The 16,801-nt window shown below is 71.5% G+C and carries 13 protein-coding genes and 1 pseudogene; 10 read left to right on the top strand and 4 right to left on the bottom strand.

What is annotated here, in order from left to right; genetic code table 11:
* From sucB to ABZ855_RS47110, 6 genes and pseudogenes are all read left to right on the top strand, one after another.
* Window positions 1-1,162 (top strand): 2-oxoglutarate dehydrogenase, E2 component, dihydrolipoamide succinyltransferase (gene sucB, locus ABZ855_RS47135; protein ID WP_360819871.1); only part of this gene is annotated, 1,162 nt, incomplete at its 5' end.
* Between the two features lie 242 nt (window positions 1,163-1,404).
* A complete protein-coding gene (locus ABZ855_RS47130) occupies window positions 1,405-2,028 on the top strand; it encodes a GntR family transcriptional regulator (RefSeq protein WP_053742795.1) in 624 nt (207 codons plus the stop codon).
* 257 nt (window positions 2,029-2,285) lie between these two features.
* On the top strand, window positions 2,286-4,997 hold the full coding sequence (gene aceE, locus ABZ855_RS47125) for a pyruvate dehydrogenase (acetyl-transferring), homodimeric type (protein WP_360819867.1): 2,712 nt from the start codon (window positions 2,286-2,288) through the stop codon (window positions 4,995-4,997).
* A gap of 204 nt (window positions 4,998-5,201) precedes the next feature.
* Window positions 5,202-6,257 (top strand): WYL domain-containing protein, encoded by a 1,056-nt coding sequence (locus ABZ855_RS47120; RefSeq protein ID WP_360819864.1) that lies wholly within the window; start codon window positions 5,202-5,204, stop codon window positions 6,255-6,257.
* A gap of 330 nt (window positions 6,258-6,587) precedes the next feature.
* Window positions 6,588-7,611: pseudogene (locus ABZ855_RS47115) on the top strand (transposase).
* Between the two features lie 95 nt (window positions 7,612-7,706).
* The gene (locus ABZ855_RS47110) at window positions 7,707-8,231 is read left to right on the top strand and encodes a DUF4240 domain-containing protein (RefSeq protein WP_360819877.1); all 525 of its coding nucleotides are present in this window, start codon (window positions 7,707-7,709) and stop codon (window positions 8,229-8,231) included.
* Between the two features lie 31 nt (window positions 8,232-8,262).
* Here the strand turns inward: ABZ855_RS47110 and ABZ855_RS47105 are convergent, their stop codons facing one another.
* Window positions 8,263-8,481, bottom strand: coding sequence for a hypothetical protein (locus tag ABZ855_RS47105; protein ID WP_360819861.1), 219 nt, complete (start codon window positions 8,479-8,481; stop codon window positions 8,263-8,265).
* A 122-nt stretch (window positions 8,482-8,603) separates the two neighbouring features.
* A complete protein-coding gene (locus tag ABZ855_RS47100) occupies window positions 8,604-9,380 on the bottom strand; it encodes a peptidoglycan recognition protein (RefSeq protein ID WP_360819859.1) in 777 nt (258 codons plus the stop codon).
* 248 nt (window positions 9,381-9,628) lie between these two features.
* Here ABZ855_RS47100 and ABZ855_RS47095 point away from each other — a divergent pair, with 248 nt between their 5' ends.
* On the top strand, window positions 9,629-10,813 hold the full coding sequence (locus ABZ855_RS47095; protein WP_360819856.1) for a MarP family serine protease: 1,185 nt from the start codon (window positions 9,629-9,631) through the stop codon (window positions 10,811-10,813).
* Between the two features lie 92 nt (window positions 10,814-10,905).
* Here ABZ855_RS47095 and ABZ855_RS47090 read toward each other — a convergent pair whose 3' ends face one another.
* On the bottom strand, window positions 10,906-11,472 hold the full coding sequence (locus tag ABZ855_RS47090) for a GNAT family N-acetyltransferase (RefSeq protein ID WP_360819853.1): 567 nt from the start codon (window positions 11,470-11,472) through the stop codon (window positions 10,906-10,908).
* A gap of 62 nt (window positions 11,473-11,534) precedes the next feature.
* On the opposite strand from ABZ855_RS47090, the gene ABZ855_RS47085 reads away from it, so the two are divergent.
* Both ABZ855_RS47085 and ABZ855_RS47080 read left to right on the top strand, forming a co-directional pair.
* The gene (locus tag ABZ855_RS47085; protein WP_360819850.1) at window positions 11,535-12,434 is read left to right on the top strand and encodes a TIGR01777 family oxidoreductase; all 900 of its coding nucleotides are present in this window, start codon (window positions 11,535-11,537) and stop codon (window positions 12,432-12,434) included.
* Window positions 12,435-12,658: 224 nt separating this feature from the next.
* Window positions 12,659-14,104: an NAD(P)/FAD-dependent oxidoreductase gene (locus ABZ855_RS47080; RefSeq protein WP_360819848.1), complete on the top strand. Its 1,446-nt coding sequence runs from the start codon at window positions 12,659-12,661 to the stop codon at window positions 14,102-14,104.
* A gap of 37 nt (window positions 14,105-14,141) precedes the next feature.
* On the opposite strand, the gene ABZ855_RS47075 is transcribed toward ABZ855_RS47080, so the two are convergent.
* Window positions 14,142-15,581, bottom strand: coding sequence for a regulator (locus ABZ855_RS47075; RefSeq protein ID WP_360819845.1), 1,440 nt, complete (start codon window positions 15,579-15,581; stop codon window positions 14,142-14,144).
* A gap of 285 nt (window positions 15,582-15,866) precedes the next feature.
* Here ABZ855_RS47075 and lipB point away from each other — a divergent pair, with 285 nt between their 5' ends.
* On the top strand, window positions 15,867-16,655 hold the full coding sequence (lipB, locus tag ABZ855_RS47070; protein ID WP_360819874.1) for a lipoyl(octanoyl) transferase LipB: 789 nt from the start codon (window positions 15,867-15,869) through the stop codon (window positions 16,653-16,655).
* Window positions 16,656-16,801: the final 146 nt, after the last annotated feature.

The raw sequence follows: 16,801 nt of genomic DNA, 5'->3' as shown, positions 1-16,801 counted from the left end.
GCCGATCTCTGCTCGAACTCTAGAGCGATTCTCCAAGGCTTTCGCGCGTCATGGCTTCCGGCCGAGTGCGTTGACGCCCTGCTACGGCCTGGCCGCTCCGGCCCCCGCGCCGGCTCCGGCTCCGGTCCAGGCCGCGGCTCCCGTCGCTCCCCCGGCGCCCGCGCCGGTCGCGCCCGCCCCTGTGGCTGCTGTGACTGCCGCGGGCCCTGCCGCCACCTCCGGTGACGACGGCGCCTACGTCACCCCCCTGGTGCGCAAGCTCGCCGCCGAGAACGGCGTCGACCTGGGCTCCGTCAAGGGCACCGGCGTCGGTGGCCGTATCCGCAAGCAGGACGTCCTCGCCGCCGCCGAGGCAGCGAAGGCCGCCGCGGCCGCTCCGGCGCCCGCCGCCGCTGCCGCCGCCCCGGCCGCCAAGAAGGCGCCGACGCTGGAGGCCTCTCCCCTCCGCGGCCAGACCATCAAGATGCCCCGCATCCGCAAGGTCATCGGCGACAACATGGTCAAGGCGCTGCACGAGCAGGCGCAGCTGTCCTCGGTCGTCGAGGTCGACATCACGCGCCTGATGAAGCTCCGCGCGCAGGCGAAGGACTCCTTCGCGGCCCGTGAGGGCGTCAAGCTCTCCCCGATGCCGTTCTTCGTGAAGGCGGCGGCCCAGGCGCTGAAGGCCCACCCGGCCGTCAACGCCCGGATCAACGTCGAAGAGGGCACGATCACCTACTTCGACACCGAGAACGTCGGTATCGCGGTGGACTCCGAGAAGGGCCTGATGACCCCGGTCATCAAGCACGCGGGCGACCTCAACATCGCCGGGATCGCCAAGGCCACCGCCGAGCTCGCGGGCAAGGTCCGGGCCAACAAGATCACCCCGGACGAGCTGTCCGGCGCGACCTTCACCATCTCCAACACCGGCTCGCGCGGCGCGCTCTTCGACACGATCATCGTGCCGCCGAACCAGGTCGCGATCCTGGGCATCGGCGCGACGGTCAAGCGCCCGGCGGTCATCGAGACGGAGGAGGGCACGGTCATCGGCGTACGCGACATGACGTACCTGACCCTGTCCTACGACCACCGGCTGGTCGACGGCGCCGACGCGGCCCGTTACCTGACGGCCGTCAAGGCGATCCTGGAGGCGGGCGAGTTCGAGGTCGAGCTCGGCCTGTAACCAGCCGTCTGGGATGTACGTGTGCGACGGTGCCCCGTCCGGATTCCTCCGGGCGGGGCACCGTCGTTGTCCCTGTGCGGGCAAGGGGCATGTGCTGTGGCGCGCGTCCGGTCCGGTCTGTAACGCTCGTCTCACGTGCGTCCGCTCTCCTACCCGGAAGGCCCCTGGGCAGGTACGCGGCCGTATTGTCTATAGGTCAAAGCAACGCCCCAGGGGCAGCGCCCCTCCCTCAAGGAGCCCTCATGACCGCGCCCGTCGTCCACTCGCTGCGCGAGCAGATCCGCGAGCACATCGTGGAGGGGATCGTCAGCGGGCGCTGGAAGCCGGGCGAGCGGATCGTGGAGCGCCGGATCGCGACCGAGCTGGAGGTCAGCCAGACCCCCGTACGGGAGGCGCTGCGCGAGCTGGAGTCGCTGCGGCTGATCGAGTCGGCCCCCAACAAGGGCGTACGCGTACGGAATCTGACCGCCGCCGACCTGGAGGAGAGCTACCCCGTCCGGGCCGGTCTCGAGGCAATCGCGGCGGAGCTGGCGGCGGCGAAGCTGGCCGACGACTGCTCGGCCCTCGAACCGCATGTCGCCGCCCTGTACGAGGCGGACCGCGCCTCCGACGGCACCGGCCAGGTCCGGCACACGGTGGGATTCCACCGCGAGATGGTGCGCGCGGCCGGGAACTCGGTGCTGCTGCACACCTGGGAGGGGCTGGGCATCGAGGTGTTCACGGCCCTGTCGATCCGCTGGCTCGGCACGGTCCAGCAGTCGTACGCGGAGGAGCACGAGGAGCTGGTCGCCGCGTTCCGGCGCCGGGATCCCCGTATCGCCGAGCTGGTGAAGGCGCATGTGCTGGGGTGCGCGCCGCGCCCCTGAGGCAGCCGCCCAAACACGCTCACCTGCGGAAACGGCGAGCGGTCGCGGCACCCCGTGCCCACCCACAAGGCACCCCGTGCCTACTTTCTCGAGATCAAGAGGTTTTGCCACTGAACCCTTTGATCGATCATCGATCAGCGAGTTAGAGTCGCCAGCGGATCCCTACAAGGACCCACAGCCCTGTCCTGCCAAAGACCAAGGGCACCCCCGAACCCTTACCGATGAGGGAAACCCCTTCGACTGAGGAAGGCGGCGACATGACCGACCCCAAGGCCATCCAGCCGAGCGAGCTCGACCAGCTCCCCGACCGCGACCCCGAGGAGACCGCCGAATGGCAGGCCTCGCTGGACGCGGTCACCAAGGCGGCCGGGCCGCACCGTGCCGCGTATCTGATGCGCCGCACACTGGAGCGCGCCGAGGGCAACGGCATCGCGCTGCCCAAGCTCCTGGAGACGGACTACGTCAACACCATCCCGACCTCCGCCGAGCCCATCGTGGACGGCGACGAGGCGATGGAGCAGCGGATCGCCGCCTGGAACCGCTGGAACGCGGCGGCCATGGTGACCCGCGGCAGCAAACACGGGGTGGGCGGCCACATCGCCACCTTCGCCTCGGCCGCCTGGCTGTACGAGACCGGCTTCAACCACTTCTTCCAGGGCAAGGAGTCCGCGGACTCCCCCGGTTCCGGTGACCAGCTGTACATCCAGGGGCACGCATCCCCCGGTATCTACGCCCGCGCCTTCCTCGACGGCCGGCTGAACGAGGGCCACCTCGACAATTTCCGCCGCGAGTCGGGCGGCAACGGCATCCCGTCGTACCCGCACCCGCGCCGGCTGCCCTGGCTGTGGGAGTTCCCGACGGTGTCGATGGGCCTCGGCCCGCTGTCGGCGATCTACCAGGCACGCTTCAACCGCTATCTCACCAACCGCAACATCAAGGACGTCTCCGCGTCCCACGTGTGGGCGTTCCTCGGTGACGGCGAGATGGACGAGCCGGAGTCGACGGCCGCACTCGCGCTGGCGTCGCGAGAAGGTCTCGACAACCTCACCTTCGTCATCAACTGCAACCTGCAGCGCCTCGACGGCCCGGTGCGCGCGAACTTCAAGATCGTGCAGGAACTGGAGGCCCAGTTCCGCGGCGCGGGCTGGAACGTCGTCAAGACCCTCTGGGGCACGGCCTGGGACGAGCTGTTCCAGCTCGACACCACGGGCGCGCTCGTACGCCGGCTGCGCGAGGTACCGGACGCCCAGGTGCAGACGTACCAGACGCGCGACGCCGCCTACATCCGCGCCGACTTCTTCGGCAAGGACCCGGCGCTCGTCGAGATGGCGAAGCTGCTGAGCGACGACAAGATCCTCGAGTGCTTCCACCGCTCGCGCGGCGGCCACGAGTCCCGCAAGGTGTACGCGGCCTACAAGGCGGCGCTCGCCCACAAGGGCGCGCCGACGGTCATCCTGGCCCAGACGGTCAAGGGCTTCACCCTGGGCGAGGGCTTCGCGTCGAAGAACGCCAACCACCAGATGAAGAAGCTGACGGTGGACGAGTTCAAGCAGATGCGTGATCTGCTCGAACTCCCCATCAAGGACAGTGACTTCGTCGACGGGGTCGTCCCCTACGGCCACCCGGGCGTCGACTCCCCCGAGGTCCGCTACCTCCAGGAGCGCCGCGCGGCACTCGGCGGCCCGGCTCCGGCCCGCCGTACGCAGCCGCTGCCCGCTCTCCCCGCCCCGGCGGAGAAGGCGTTCACGTCGTTCGACAAGGGCTCCGGCTCGCAGAACATCGCCACCACGATGGCGTTCGTACGACTGGTCAAGGACCTGGTCCGCGACAAGGAGACCGGCCGCCGCTGGGTGCCGATCGTGCCCGACGAGGCCCGCACCTTCGGTATGGAGTCGCTGTTCCCGTCCCTCGGGATCTACTCCCCCAAGGGCCAGACGTACGAGCCGGTCGACCGTGACCAGCTGATGTACTACAAGGAGGCCAAGGACGGCCAGATCCTCAACGAGGGGATCACCGAGGCCGGTTCCATGGCGGACTTCATCGCCGCGTCCACGTCGTACTCGACGCACGGCGAGCCGATGATCCCGTTCTACATCTTCTACTCCATGTTCGGCTGGCAGCGCACGGCCGACCAGATGTGGCAGCTCGGCGACCAGCTCGGCCGCGGCTTCCTGGTCGGCGCCACGGCCGGCCGTACGACGCTGACGGGCGAGGGCCTCCAGCACGCGGACGGCCACTCCCCGGTGATCGCCGCGACGAACCCGGCCGCACTGTCGTACGACCCGGCCTTCGCGTACGAGGTGGCGGTGATCGTCCGTGACGGTCTGCGCCGCATGTACGGCGAGGCGGCGCCCGGCGAGGACCCGAACGTCTTCTACTACCTGACCGTCTACAACGAGCCCATCCCGCAGCCGGCGAAGCCGGCGGCCCCCGGGCTCGACGAGGGCATCGTCAAGGGGCTGTACCGCTTCAACACGGCGGAGTCGGCTGGCCTGTCCCCGGCCGCGAACGCGCCGCGCATCCAGCTGCTCGGCTCCGGTACGGCGATCCACTGGGCCCTGAAGGCGCAGCGGCTGCTCGCCGAGGAGTGGGGCGTGGCGGCGGACGTGTGGTCCGCGACGTCCTGGACCGAGCTGCGCCGTGACGCCCTGGACGCCGACGCGGCGCTGCTGCGGGGCGAGGAGCGGGTGCCGTACGTCCGGCAGGCGCTGCAGGGGGCCGAGGGGCCGGTGCTGGCGGTGTCCGACTACATGCGTCAGGTGCCGGACCAGATCGCGCAGTGGGTCGAGCAGGACTACTCGTCGCTGGGCGCGGACGGGTTCGGCCTGTCGGACACGCGGGATGCCGCGCGGCGGTACTTCGGGGTGGACGCGGAGTCGATCGTGGTGGCGGGGTTGGCGCAGTTGGCCCGGCGGGGAGAGGTGCGGGCTGCGGCGGTGAAGGAGGCGCGGGAGCGGTACGGGTTGTAGGGGGGGTCGCCCACCCACCCGCCCGTTTCCAGTCCGTTTGCCGGGCACCCTCGAACTACGCGAGCGTGTCCGGCGACTGCCATGGCACGGCACCTCCAGCCCGTCCGGCGTTTGAGGACGAGCGCGTTCAGCGCGAAAGGGGGGTCTGGGGGCGCAGCCCCCAGGGATGGGACGGGTAGGGGCGGCGGGGGCGAGAATCGCCCCATGCGTGCTGCCCGTCTCATCAAAATGGTGCTGCTGCTTCAGGCCCGCTCCTCCATGACCGCCGCCGAACTCGCCCGCGAACTGGAGGTCTCCGAGCGCACCGTCACCCGCGACGCGCAAGCCCTCTCCGAGGCAGGCGTACCCGTGTACGCCGACCGGGGGCGGGCCGGCGGATACCGGCTGATCGGCGGGTATCGCACCCGCCTCACCGGACTGGCCCGCGGTGAGGCCGAGGCGCTGTTCCTGAGCGGAGTGCCCGGCGCCCTGCGCGAGATGGGACTGGAGGACACCGCCTCCGCGGCCCGCCTCAAGGTGTCCGCCGCCCTCCTGCCCTCCCTCCGCGACGCCCCCCGGACAGCCGCCCAACGGTTCCACCTGGACGCGCCCGCCTGGTTCAGCGAGCCCACCGTCCCCGAGTCGCTGCCCACCGTCGCGGACGCGGTGTGGGACGACCGTCCGATCCTGGCCCGATACCGGCGCGGCTCCGGCGAGACCGACGTGGAGCGCATGTTGGAGCCGTACGGGCTGATCCTCAAGGCGGGCGTCTGGTATTTGTGCGCCCGTGTCACTTGGCACGACGCTCACTCGGAGAGCACCGTCCCCGGACTTCCCGGGCCCTTCCGGGTCTACCGCGTCGACCGCTTCACCTCCGTCCAGGTCTGCGGGTCCGGCTCGGGCTCCCAGGAACGCTTCACCCGCGACCCCGGCTTCGACCTGCCTGCGTTCTGGGAGGAGCGGGCGGAGCATTTCGCCCGGTCGATCCTGCACGCCGAGGTCGTCGTACAACTCTCGGCGGAGGGGGTACGCAGACTGTACGTCGTCGATCCGGTGTCCGCCCGGGACGCGCTGTCGGCCGGCGGCGAGCCCGACGAGCAGGGCCGGGTCACCGTGACGCTCGCCGTGGAGTCGGAGGAGGTCGCCCATACGCAGTTGGCGACGCTCGGCCCGGAGGCGGAGGTGCTTGCGCCGGCCGAACTACGGGCACGGTTCGCGCGGGACGCGCAGCGGCTTGGGGCTCTGTACTCCCCTCCACACTCACCGCCACCAGCCGCGTAGTTCACGCGAGGCGCGAGCTCGCGAGTCCGGCGGGCCTGTACCCCATCGCTTGCTCTCCCCTGCTTTCCTGCGAGTGGGCCCGGCGTTCACGCCGGGGAGGAATCGCATCCGGGTGTCGCGATGCGGAGCGTCGCCGAATCCGGTTCAGGGTGCGGCGCGCCTGTACCGCTGTCGGCTCCTCATCGAGGCGATGCGAACATACGTGCCCGTGATCGCTGGTCGGGTTGACGATTGTGGGATCAGGGGGCGTTTGTGCGGCTGTCGTACGTATGGTCCTTCGCAGGGTTCGGGACGGCACGGTGTCCCGGCCGGGGAACGTGAGGGGGCGAGATGGCGCAAGTGAAGGCGACTGCGGAGGCCGGGCACGCCCGCTACACCTACCGGCTGCGCCTGTCGTCCACTGCCCGCAGCGCCCTGACGGCGGAGTGGGACCGATGCCGTGCGGTCCGGCTCAGCTCGACAGGATGCTGACCGAGGCCCGCGCCCGTACGCCGTGGCTGCGTGAGGGGTCGTCCGTTCCCCAGCAGCAGGTCATCCGTGACTTCGGCCGCTCCCGCGCCAAGGCGCACAAGGACATCAAAGATGCCCACGTACAAGACGAAGCACAAGGCGTCGGCGACCCTCAACTACACCCGGCGCGGATTCCGGCTCAAGGACGGCCGGCTGCACCTGGCGGGTGGCATCGTCGTGGCGGTGGTGTGGTCGCGGGAACTGCCGGCGGAGCCGTCCTCGGTGCGTGTCTACCAGGACAGTCTCGGACATTGGTATGCCTCGTTCGTCGTCCCGGCCGAGGTCCAGCCGCTGCCGAAGACCGGTCGTGTGCTCGGTGTCGACCGGGGTGTGAGGGAGACCGCGACGACCACGTCCGACGCGCCGCCCCGGATCGAAGGGCTACCGCGAGGCGAAGCACCTGCGGGCGAAGGCGCACAAGAAGGTCGCCAGACAACGTGAGGACACCGGCCGCAAGTGGGCCAAGCAGGCGGTCCGCGACCACGACGCCATCGCCGTCGAGGACTTCCGTCCGAAGTTCCTGGCCAAGAGCACCATGGCCCGCAAGGCTGCTGACGCCGCCATCGGCGCCACCAAGGCCGCGTTGATCGAGATGGGCCGCAAACACGGGCGGGACATCCGCCTCGTCCACCCCGCGCACACCACGATGGACTGCGCCAACTGCGATGCGAGAGCCAAGCACCGCCTGCCGCTGGGTGAGCGCACCTACACCTGCACCGCATGCGGAAACATGTCCCCACGGGACAAGAACTCCGCACACGTGATGCTCGTCCGGACTGGTCTCAACCCGGCTGGTACCGATGGCAGAAGACCTCCTGGAGCGCTGCTCCAGGAGGCAGCCTGAGCCAGAAATCCCCTTCCCCTTCAGGGAGGGGAGGATTCAAATTCCGCGTAGCTCCGCGTGCATCTCTCCCTTCCAGGCCCGATGCTGGACCCGTGATGGACGAGACGGACTTCTGGAAGCTCGTGGACGCGACCCGCGAGGCCGCCGAGGGTGACCCCGAGGACCAGGCCGATCTGCTGGTCGAGCAGTTGCTCCAGCTCGACCCGGACTCGGTCCTCGACTTCGGCCGGCATTTCGAGGCTCGCTACAACCGTGCCTACCGCTGGGATCTCTGGGGCGCCGCCCGGGTGCTGCTCGACGGCACGGACGACGACGGTTTCGACTTCTTCCGGTGCTGGCTGATCGGCCAGGGCCGCGAGGTCTTCGAGGGTGCCCTGCACGGCGACCCCGACTCGCTCGCCGATCTCCTGGACGACTTCGACCCGGAGATCGACGGGGACGGCGAGGAGCTCGGCTACGCGGCCGACGAGGCGTACGAGCAGCTCACCGGCACCCCCGCCCCGGATCTGGGGATTCCGCCCGCGCCCGCGGAGCCCGAGGGGACGCCGCTCGACCTGGCGGACGAGGGGGCGCTGGCCGACCGCTTTCCCAAGCTGTGGCAGCGGTTCAAGGGCGCCTGAGAGGACGTCAACCCGTTGCGGGACGCCGTTCTCAGGCTGCCGTGCGGCGGCGGGTCTGGTCCGAGGGGATGTAGGCCTGCTGGGTCTGGTCGGCCCGTATCGCATGGTGATGGTGGTGGCGCAGGGGGGCCGCGTTGGCCTGGTCAAGGGCGGACGCCGTTACCGCCGCCGGGCCCAGGACGATCGTCGCCACCGCGCACAGCACGGTCCACGGCCTGCTCGGGATCGTACGAATGCTGCTGCCGCTCATGGGCCTTACCTCCGGTCGGTTCTGGTTCGGTCGCTGATGCAGAAGGTAGGGCGGGGATTTGGGTCTTCGCGTTGTGTGCGCTGTGGCGTGGCTGTGAGGGAGTGGGCGGTCCTCGTCCCGGCTCAGTGCCGGCCCTGGAGGTGGGCCGCTGTCTGTCTCATCTCCGGGAGGCGGGCCGTGAGGGCGGCGCCGGGGCAGCTCGTCATGTAGCCGGCGTTGTGGCCCGCCAGGGCGGGCAGGGTGACGGTGGTGCCGGACGCGAAGCGGCTGAGGGAGTTGCTGGAGACCAGGCGGGCGGTGCCGCGCGGGTCGAGGCCGGAGAGGCCGAGTTTCCACGCGGTGAGCGCGGCGATCGCGTCCGTCATGGCCTTCGGTACGGGCACGCCCGCGGTGAAGGTGCCGAGGGCGGCGATCCCGGCGGTGCGATGGTTGAAGCCCTGGGTGTGGGCGCCGGTGACGGGGCGGTCCACACCGCCCGCGCGGCCTTCGTAGACGGTGCCGCAGCGGTCGACGACGAAGTTGTAGCCGAGGTCGTCCCAGTCGCGGGAGTCGACCTGGCCGACGTACAGGTAGCGGATGATGCGGGGCGCGTCGGCGCAGTCGTAGCCGTTGGGCGAGTCGGTGTGGTGGATGAACACGGCGATGACCCGGTCGTCGTAGCGGGGTGGCGGCTGGCCGCGTTCGGCGTCCCCGATCCAGGCGGTTCGGGGCACGATGCGCGGCTTGGCGGCGGAGTGGGCGGGAGCGGGCCGGCTCGTGGCGGGGTGGGCGCGGCGCGCGGGCGTACGGTCGACGCCGGCCGTGCACGCGACCAGTCCTAGGGCGGCGGCGATCGCGGGCAGGCAGGCGAGCACCACGCGGGCGGCGCGCGGCACGCGGTGGAGACGCGAGTCACCCATTGACCCCATGGGCCCCACTGTGGTGCGGTTCCGTTCCGCCCGCGATGTGTGGTGTGCCACTTGGTGGAACCAATGTTCCGGTCCGGGGCGTTTTCAGCAGTCGAGGCACCTGATGCGCGCGTGGGACTGATTGGCGGCTGATGGCCGTCGGCTGATCACCGGGCCCGTCCCGCGCGTACTACCGCTTGTAACCGCATGTACGGGGGACCTATGGGGCAGACCAAGGGTCCAGAAGAAAGGCGGCCGGAGTGGACCTGCTCGACGTCCTGCTGGTGCTGGTGATCATCGGCTACGCGGCGTCGGGGTACCGGCGTGGCCTGGTCGCGGGCTGTGTCTCCCTGGCGGGGTTCGTGGGCGGTGCGGTCGTCGGGGTGTGGGTACTGCCGTGGATCATGGAGCTGGTGGAGGCGGGGACGCCCGCCGCGACGGTGACCGCCGTGCTCACGGTGCTGGTGCCGGCCGTGGTGGGCCATGAGCTGATGGGCAGGTTCGCGCTGCGGCTGCGCCGCGAGCTGGACCGGGGGCCGCTGCGGGTGGCCGACGGTGTCGGCGGGGCCGTGGCGAACGCGGTCGCCGTGCTGTTGGTGTCGTGGGTGGCCGCGAGCGTCCTCGGTGCCTCCTCCTCGCCGGTGGTCACGACGGCGATCCGGGACTCGGCGCTGCTGGGCGCGGTGCAGGACGCGATGCCGGACACCACGCCGACCTGGTTCTCGCGGGCCACGTCCGCGCTCACCCAGGCGGGCTTTCCGCAGGTCTTCAACCCGTTCGAGAACGAACCGGCGACGAGTGTCGCCAAGCCCAGCGGTGACAGTGTCACGCCGAGCGCGACGAACGCGGCCAAGCTGAGCACGGTCAAGATCGAGGGTGTGGCGGGCACCCAGGGCCGCGAGGGCAGCGGTTTCGTGTACGCGCCCCGCCATGTGATGACCAACGCGCATGTGGTGGCGGGCATCGACGAGCCGACCGTCCGGGTCGGGGGCGTGGGGACGCCGCACGAGGCGACGGTGGTGCTCTTCGACCCCGAGAAGGACGTGGCCGTGCTGTACGTGCCGGATATGCGCGCGCCCGTCCTGCGCTTCGACGACAGCGCGAAGCGGGGCGACTCGGCGGTGGTCGCGGGCTATCCGCAGGACGGGGACCTGAATCTGCAGGCCGCCACGGTCGCCGACAAGGTGCGGGCGAGGGGCCAGAACATCTACAACAGCGAGACGGTGACCCGCGAGATCTACTCGATCCGTTCCACGGTCCGCCCGGGCAACTCCGGTGGCCCGCTGCTGACCACCGACGGCAAGGTGTTCGGCGTGGTCTTCGCCCGCTCCACGTCCGACGACGAGACGGGTTACGTCCTGACGGTGGACGAGGTCTCCGACGACGCCGAACGCGCGGCGACGTCGACGGCGGCGGTGGACACGGGAGACCTGGTCACGTCCTGAACGCCGGGAGCCTGAAAGCCGGAGGCCTGAAAGGCGGAGGCCTGAAAGGCGGAGCCGCCTGGGCGCCCGGAAGCCGGTTGCCCGCTTCGCGGTTACAGCGGCAGGCCCATGAGTACGTCGTCGACGAACTCCCCGTCGAGCAGGAACTCCCTGGGCTGTATGCCCTCCACGACGAAGCCCTCCGACTCGTACAGCTTGCGGGCCGGGGTGTTGTGCCCGAGGACGCGCAGGGTGAGACGCAGGGCGCCCCGGCGGCGGGCCTCGGCCACGGCGGCCCTCAGCAGCAGGCGCCCGACGCCCTTGCCACGCGCATCCTCGGAGATGGCGAAACCCTGGATCTGCAGGACGTGCGCGTTCGACGCGAGTTCGGTGGGCCGGGCGAGCCTGACATAGCCGACGACCCGGCCGTCCCCGGTCGCCGCGACCAGGTGGTCGTCCGGTCCGGAGTGCTCGCGGAAGAACGGCGCGTACGGCGGTCTGGGCCGGGGCGAGACGGCGTGCAGGGTGGACCAGGTGGCGCGGTCGAGTCTGCCCAGGGCCTCGTCGTCCTCGGGCAGGGCGCGGCGGACGTACGGCTCGGAGTCGGTGGGATGCTCCTGGCCCGCGGGGCCTTCGTGGCTGTCCTGGGGCTGACGCGGTTGCTGCGGCTCGGGCGACATGGGGATCACTCTAGGACGGGGGTACGACAACGGGCCCGGGGCGGGTGGCGCAGGATGGGGGCATGGAACGCTCGCGAATCGCGGTGGCCGGTGCGTCCGGTCTCATCGGTACGGCTCTGGTGCGGTCCCTGACCGCCGACGGACACGAGGTGACCCGCCTGGTGCGGCACGCGCCCCGGACGAAGGACGAGATCCGCTGGGACCCCCGGCGCCGGACGATCGACGCCGCCGGGCTCGCGGGCTGCGACGCGGTGGTGAACCTGGCCGGGGCGGGGGTCGGTGACCGGCGCTGGACCGACGCGTACAAGCGGACGATCCGCGACAGCCGGGTCCTGGGCACGGCGACGCTCGCCGAGGCCGTCGCCGCGCTGGACGAGCCGCCGCGCGTCTTCGTGAACGGCAGCGCGATGGGCTACTACGGGGAGACCGGCGAGCGGCCCGTGGACGAGGACAGCCCGGCGGGGGACGGTTTCCTGCCGTCGGTGTGCGTGGAGTGGGAGGGTGCCGCGAGCGCGGCCCGGGACGCGGGCGTTCGGACGGTGTTCGTGCGGACCGGGCTGGTGGTGGCGCGTGGGGGCGGGGCCTGGGGGAAGCTGTTTCCGCTGTTCAAGGCGGGCCTGGGCGGGCGGATGGGCGACGGTTCGCAGTACTGGTCGTTCATCGCGCTGCACGACGAGGTGGCGGCGATCCGGCATCTCATCGACACCGACGGCTTGTCCGGGGCGTTCAACCTGACGGCACCTCGGCCGCTGACCAACCGGGAGATCACGGCGGCGATGGGGCGGGTGCTGCGCCGGCCGACGCTGTTCACCGTGCCCGCTCCCGTGCTGCGGGCGGTGCTGGGCGAGATGTCCGGGGACGTGCTCGGCAGCGCGCGCGTGCTGCCGAAGCGGCTGCTGGAGTCCGGGTTCACGTTCGCGTACCCGGAGATCGACGACGCGATCCGGGCGGCGCTCGCCTGACCCCCTCCGCGCCCCTTGCCCGCCCCCCTGACCCTCGCCCGCGATGACAGGGTGCGACCGTATGCGACCGGTGTGCGACCGTGCCCTGTTCATGCGCGACTTCCCCCCGCCGTGAGCCGCCCTACTCTCGGTAGGCGGTCCGATCGACCGAACTCGCTTATCCCGTACGCCTGTTGGGGCAACGGTGTCCCGGCCGGCCGCGTCGTCGCGAACGAGGAGGGCACGTGCTTGAGCCCGCGTACCAGGCGGACGTCGTCATCGTGGGGGCCGGGGTCGCCGGCCTCGCGGCGGCCCATCGGCTGACCAGCGCAGGAGTAACGACCGCGGTCCTGGAGGCCGCCCCTTACGTCGGCGGCCGGATGGCGACCGAGAAGGTCGACGGTTTCCGGCTCGACCGGGTCGGGCAGCTGCTGTCCACCGCGTATCCCGAACTCCGGCTGACCCCGGGCCTCGACGCACTCGTCCTGCGTCCCTTCGCGCCGGGTGTCCTGGTGCACAGCGACGGGCGACGGCATCTGGCGGGCGCCTCGCTCGGCGGAGGGGGCGCACGGGGCGCACTCGGTGCTGTGCGCGCCCTGGCAAGCGCCCCGAGGCCGGCCAGGTCGGTCAGGTCGGTCAGGTCCTCCAGGACGGTGGCGTCGGCGATGGCACGTACCGGCGCGCCGCTCGGCGGGGCGTTCGGCGGCGCCGTCGACCAGGCCCGGCTCGGCGCCGCGCTCACCCGGCTCGCCGGGGCCCCCGTGCACCGGCTGCTGGCCCGCCCCGAGTTGCCGGCCGCCCAGGCCCTGGCGAGCCGCGGGCTGCCCGCCCGTACGATCGAGGGCTTTCTGCGTCCGTTGCTCGCCGCGCTGCTCTGCGATCCCGAGCTGACCACGTCGAGCCGGTGCGCGGATCTGGCGCTGCGGGCGTTCGCGAGCGGCCGGCTGTGCGTGCCGGAGGGGGGTGCGGAGACGCTGCCGGAGCTGCTCGCGCGGGCGTTGCCGCCCGGCACGGTGCACACCGGGGTCCGGGTCACGTCCATCGCCACGAACCTGGTGACCACCGCCGACCACGGCGAACTGCGCTGCCGGGCCGTCCTGGTGGCGACCGACGCCCGCGCCGCCGCCGGTCTGCTGCCCGGCCTGCGCGTGCCCGACTTCCATCCGGTGACCGTCGTCCACCACACGGCCGACGAGGCGCCCGCGACCGGCGCGTCCCTGCTCCTGGAGGCGGATCGCGGGGGCCCGGTCACCCACACGGCGGTGATCAGCCGGGTGGACCCGTCCCGCTCCCCCGCCGGCCGCCCCCTGATCTCGTCGACGGTGCTGGGCACCCCGCCGCAGGACCTGGAAACGGCCGTCCGCACGCATCTGTCACGCCTGTACGGGATGTCGACCACACGCTGGGAGACGCTCGCCGTGCACCACACCGCCGAGGCTGTGCCGTCGATGCGCCCGCCGCACGATCTGCGCCGCCCGGTACGGCTGCTGGCGGGCCTGTACGTGTGCGGCGACCACCGGGACACCAGCACCGTCCAGGGCGCCCTGTACTCCGGGCACCGGGCCGCGTCCGCGATCCTGACGGACCTGGGCGCGGGCCCGATGCACATGGCGGAGCCACTGGCGACAGCAGCGAAGACGCAGGCCACTACGGAGGCGACTCCGGAAGCGGAGGAAGCGGCGGCCGCGTGAGCGAACTGGTGCGCGGGACCCGGGGGTCGGCCCCGGGTCAGCCGAGTGCGGCGACCTTGTCGCGGTACCCCCTGACCGGTGCCGCGTCCCGGTAGGGCTCCAGTCGGCGTTCGAAGTCCCGTACGTATTCGGTCGCCCGTACCGAGCGCATTTCCGTCGCCGCGCCGGCCGCCTCGGCGCCCAGCTGGCAGGCCTGGTCGAGCTCGCCGAGGCCCAGCCGGGCCGAGGCGAGCACGACGCGGCAGAAGAGGCGGCTGCGGGCGAAGGCGGGGGCGCGCAGCTGGAGCGAGCGCTCCGCGTGCTGGGCGGCGGCGCGGAACTGCTGCAGATCGCGGTGGCAGTGCCCGAACTCGTCGGCGAGCTGCGCCTCGTCGAAGAACCGCGCCCAGTGCGGGACCTCGTCACCGGGCCGGGCCGCCTCGAGCGCCCGTTCGGCCCGGACGAGGGAGGCGGTGCAGGCCCGGACCTCGCCCAGCACCCCGTGGGCGCGCGCCTCGCACGCGTGCAGCAGCGACTGCACGACGGGCGGCGCCGTGGTGCCGACACCCTGCTGGGCCACCCGCGCGAGCTGTACGGCCTCGCGCCCGTGCCCGAGGTAGACGGCCTGCCGGCTCATGGTGGCCAGCACGTACGAGCCGTACGCCCGGTCGCCGGCCGCCTGCGCGAGCCTGAGCGCCTGGACGAAGTAGCGCTGGGCGAGCCCGTGCGCGGCGATGTCGTACGACGTCCAGCCCGCGAGCCGGGTGAGGTCGGAGGCCGCCGCGAACAGCCGGCGGCCCGTCTGCTCGCCGTAGGTGCCGCGCAGCATGGGCTCGGTCTCGTGTTCCAGATAGCGGACGAGAGCCTGCCGGGCGTGACCGCCTCCGTAGGCGTCGTCGAGGGTGCGGAACAGTTCGCCGACCGAGCGGAGCGCGGCGATGTCACCGCCGGTGACCTTCTGCCCGGGGCCGCGCTCGGCCTGCCCGCGCTGCCGGGGTACGCCGGGGCGCCCCTGTACGGGCACGCGTGCGGCGGGCTGGTCGCCGCGTCCCACGCGGTCGTCGGGGCGTCCGATCAGCCAGTCCCGGCTGGGCACGACGAGCCCGGCCGGGGTGAAGGCGATCTTGCGCAGCTCGGCGTGGCTGCCGGAGTCCTTGCGCCACAGCCCGCTGACGATGTCGACGGCCTCCTCGGGGGTGGCCGCGAACTCCAGCCCCGCGTAGACGGGCGCGCAGGCGTCGAGCCCGAGATCCTGGGCGGTGAGGCGTCGTCCGAGGCGTCGGGTGAACACCTCGGCGATGAGGGCCGGGGTGGTGCCCCGGGGCTGTTGTCCGCGCAGCCAGCGGGTCACCGATGTCTTGTCGTATCTGAGATCGAGGCCGTGTTCGAGACCGAGCTGGTCCACCCGGCGGGCCAGACCCGCGTTGGAGAATCCCGCTTCTGCGATGAGCGCGGCGAGCTGGCGGTTGGGAGTGCGCTGCGCGGGTCGGTCCGTCATCTGCGGTGCGGTCTCCTGCCTTCGGGCCCCTTTGGGGTGCCCGGATCGCTGGTGAGCAGCCCTTTTGGCCTCGTGAACGGCGCGAATGTAGCGGAGCGTAAGCACCCGATAGCACATTTCGACTTACATTCATCCGATCGTGTGAGAATTGGGCGCCGGAGTGACGGGCACAGGGCGGACGTACAGTGGCTTGGGCGCATGACGTGCCTGACACGCAGTCGCCGAGTACGCCGCCGGAACAGCCAGGGAGGCACCCCCGTGAGTGGTGAGTTGCGGTTCGTCCGCATGGGATTCGGTGCCGAGGGAGTCGACCACGTCGATTACCAGACGGCCTGGGACGAGCAGCGCAGGGTGCACGCGGCCCGTTTCGCCGACGAGATCCCCGACACCTGCCTGCTCCTCGAACACCAGCCGGTCTACACGGCCGGGCGGCGCACCGACCCGAGCGAGCGGCCCCTCGACGGCACGCCGGTCATCGACGTGGACCGCGGCGGCAAGATCACCTGGCACGGTCCCGGCCAGCTGGTGGGCTACCCCATCCAGAAGCTGCCGCGTCCGGTGGACGTCGTGGCGCATGTACGGCGGCTGGAGGAGGCGCTGATCCGCGTCTGTGCGGAGTTCGGGGTCGAGACGTCGCGGGTGGAGGGGCGCAGCGGGGTGTGGGTGCTGGGTGACCCGGTCGAGCAGCGGCCCGCGTCCGCGCTCGGGGGGCTCTCGCTGGATCTGGATCCCCGGTTGCACGACGACGAGTTCGATCCCCGGATGAACGGGCCGGAGTACGCGCCGTCCAACGCCGGGCAGCGGCGGGAGGACCGGAAGGTGGCGGCGATCGGGATCCGGGTGGCGAAGGGGGTCACGATGCACGGGTTCTCGTTGAACGTGAACCCGGACAACGTGTGGTTCGACCGGATCATTCCGTGCGGGATTCGGGATGCGGGGGTTACTTCGCTCGCGAACGAGTTGGGGCGGGATGTGACGGTGGGGGAGGTGTTGCCGGTGGTGGAGCGGGAGTTGCGGGGTGTGATGGAGAGGGCGGAGCTGCGGGCGCGGGTGGTGGAGCGGGCGTCGGCGTAGGTTTTTCCCTCGCCCCCGCCGCCCCTACCCGTCCCATCCCTTCTGGGGGCTGCCGCCCCCAGACCCCCGCTTCGGCCTGAACGGCCTCGTCCTCAAACGCCGGACGGGCTGACTATCCAGCCCCTCCGGCGTTTGAGGAGCGGGGG

It is taken from the genome of Streptomyces sp. NPDC047042 (genome assembly GCF_040644035.1).
Lineage (GTDB): Bacteria > Actinomycetota > Actinomycetes > Streptomycetales > Streptomycetaceae > Streptomyces.
This window is presented reverse-complemented; position numbering and strand designations above follow the sequence as displayed.

Bases quoted from the DNA above. Each gene is read 5' to 3' on its own strand.
- ABZ855_RS47110 (WP_360819877.1), top strand. From the start codon at position 7,707: ATGGACGAGACGGACTTCTGGAAGCTCGTGGACGCGACCCGCGAGGCC.
- ABZ855_RS47085 (WP_360819850.1), top strand. From the start codon at position 11,535: ATGGAACGCTCGCGAATCGCGGTGGCCGGTGCGTCCGGTCTCATCGGT.
- ABZ855_RS47090 (WP_360819853.1), bottom strand. From the start codon at position 11,472: ATGTCGCCCGAGCCGCAGCAACCGCGTCAGCCCCAGGACAGCCACGAA.
- ABZ855_RS47075 (WP_360819845.1), bottom strand. From the start codon at position 15,581: ATGACGGACCGACCCGCGCAGCGCACTCCCAACCGCCAGCTCGCCGCG.
- lipB (WP_360819874.1), top strand. From the start codon at position 15,867: ATGGGATTCGGTGCCGAGGGAGTCGACCACGTCGATTACCAGACGGCC.
- ABZ855_RS47100 (WP_360819859.1), bottom strand. From the start codon at position 9,380: ATGGGTGACTCGCGTCTCCACCGCGTGCCGCGCGCCGCCCGCGTGGTG.
- ABZ855_RS47130 (WP_053742795.1), top strand. From the start codon at position 1,405: ATGACCGCGCCCGTCGTCCACTCGCTGCGCGAGCAGATCCGCGAGCAC.
- aceE (WP_360819867.1), top strand. From the start codon at position 2,286: ATGACCGACCCCAAGGCCATCCAGCCGAGCGAGCTCGACCAGCTCCCC.
- ABZ855_RS47105 (WP_360819861.1), bottom strand. From the start codon at position 8,481: ATGAGCGGCAGCAGCATTCGTACGATCCCGAGCAGGCCGTGGACCGTG.
- ABZ855_RS47120 (WP_360819864.1), top strand. From the start codon at position 5,202: ATGCGTGCTGCCCGTCTCATCAAAATGGTGCTGCTGCTTCAGGCCCGC.